Here is a 2,252-nt window from a genome sequence, read left to right as displayed (position 1 = left end):
ACAGTGAAGCTCTCAACCCCTTCCGCCAACACATCATCTAAGGTTGCGATCGTGAAGGTGTTGCTGTTGCTACCCGCGGGGATATCAATAGTGCCTTGGCCGGTAAAGTCTTCGCCATCCTTCGCAACACCACTGTATGTGAATGTCACCGTAATCGGTGCCGTAACATCAGCTGCTGGCTGGTCAACGCTGATGGTATAGGGTGCTGTGGTCTCGCCTTCAACCACGGTTGCTGGACCCGTTAGTGAAACCGTCGCTGTTTCAGTGGTCGGCTCAGTGGTATTCGGATCAGTATCATCAGTGATCTGCGTTTCAACACTGCCGTTGCTCGCATCCACAACAATATGTTCAAAGTTTGTATCCGTGATGCTATCGATCGTAACGGTGAAATTCTCCACCCCTTCCGCCAACACATCATCTAAGGTCGCAATAGTGAAGGTCTTAGTGTTGCTACCTGCTGGAATCTCAACTGAGGCCTGCCCGGTAAAATCTTCGCCATCTTTCGCAACACCACTGTAAGTGAATGTCACGGTAATCGGCGTAGTAACGCTGACTGCGGGTTGATCAACAGTAACCGTGTAAGGTGTGGTTGTCTCACCCTCGATAACGCTAGATGGACCGGCAAGTGAAACGGTCGCAGTATCTTCGTCACCTGGCGGGTTATCAGAACCTACTTGATCCTCAATTGTAGTGGTAACACTTCCGCCACCAACCACCAGATTTTCATAACCACCACCCGTGCTTCCGGTGATGCTCACACTAAACTGTTCGCCATTATCTGCATATGAATCATCGGTCGTTACAACATCAAATGTTGTTGAAACAGTACCTGCGGCAATCGTCACATCTGAACGAACAGGAACGAAATCGCCGTCTTCTGTTGTAATGTGGCCAGTCACAACACTAATAACAAGATCTGTTAATGGTGGATTACTTACCGTAACCGTATATGTTGCTACCTCACCTTCAACAACCCTATCAGGCCCTTCAACATTAAGAACGACTGTATCTTCATCCCCTGGAGGGTTATCACTGCCCACTTGATCCAGGATTGTTGTTGTAACAGAACTGCCATCAAGTGCTATATTTTCATAGCCGCCGCCCACAATCGTGTCAAAAAACACGCTGTACTGCTCGCCACTATCTGCAAAATAATCATCATTTGTTTGAACGTCGAAAGAAACAGAGCTCTGACCTGCTGGAATGGTCACGTCCATGCTTACAGGAACCAGATCGCCATCATCTGTAGTTACATGCCCTGTCACAACACTAATTGTCATATCGGTTAGTACAGGCTGGCTGACCCTAATCGTGTACGTAGCGATTTCACCCTCAACCACTGTACTCGGACCACTGATACTAATTACTGGCTGAACCAAAACGATCTCATCGCCGTCATATATAGGTTGTTCAGTATCACCCTGCCCAAAACCTGTTGTTTCATAACCAGCACTTGGATCAACCTCTTCCGCTGTACGCTGGATATTAACGGTAGTGGAACCTTCATTACCTGTTACAGCCTGCTCGCCACCCGCAGCAGTTTCTTCTGCAACATCGGTCGGATCGGCACCCGCCAAGATTGCTGCTTGAATAGATTCGGCATCAGCTGCCGCTTCACTGGTATCAAAGCTATCAGATTCTAAGTAGGTTTCACTGCTTGCTAACCAGTTTTGGCCACCATCAAGTTTGACTAGATCACCACTATCCATAGCGATTTCTATTGAGGCATCAGGCGCGACACGAACCATCTCATCAGCATAGACCTGATCGCCTAAGGCTAAGATACGTTCTGTACCGTCAGATTTAATGGCTACTGCGCGACCAATCAAGTGTGAAACTGTACCGATAACACTCATATCTAATAAAATCCTTTAAAAACTTTGGGTGATTACACCTTTATAGTGATTACAGACACCAAAAACTATTGTACCGAGGTACAGGTATCTACTTTTGTGGAGGATTTTTATATATTTTTTATATAGATAGAGAAAAAGCATCCGCTGAGTGATCGAACAAAAAAACACAACACCAGCCCCCGTCTGAGCAACAAATAACCAATCCCAACAACTGCTGTTTAAGTATCAACCAACATGGATAATCTTTTAAAAAATTGGCAAAAATCGCTTGACGGTTTGCCCCTGCGTCATTAAGATACGCCGCACTTTCGAGGTACAGATCCCTGATAGCTCAGTTGGTAGAGCAGTAGACTGTTAATCTATTGGTCGCTGGTTCGAGTCCAGCTCAGGGAGCCA

At 46.5% G+C, this 2,252-nt stretch carries 1 protein-coding gene and 1 tRNA gene; one reads left to right on the top strand and one right to left on the bottom strand.

The features are described 5' to 3' along the window. The coding region (locus A3773_RS16660; RefSeq protein ID WP_156473561.1) for a retention module-containing protein at positions 1-1,856 on the bottom strand (1,856 nt) is incomplete at its 3' end. A 320-nt stretch (positions 1,857-2,176) separates the two neighbouring features. On the opposite strand from A3773_RS16660, the gene A3773_RS16655 reads away from it, so the two are divergent. After that, positions 2,177-2,252: transfer RNA gene (locus A3773_RS16655), tRNA-Asn, on the top strand.

The sequence above is a fragment of the Neptuniibacter pectenicola genome (assembly GCF_001597735.1).
Taxonomy (GTDB): domain Bacteria; phylum Pseudomonadota; class Gammaproteobacteria; order Pseudomonadales; family Balneatricaceae; genus Neptuniibacter; species Neptuniibacter pectenicola.
Note: the sequence above shows the minus strand (reverse complement) of the source record. Positions and strands in the feature narration are given on the sequence as shown.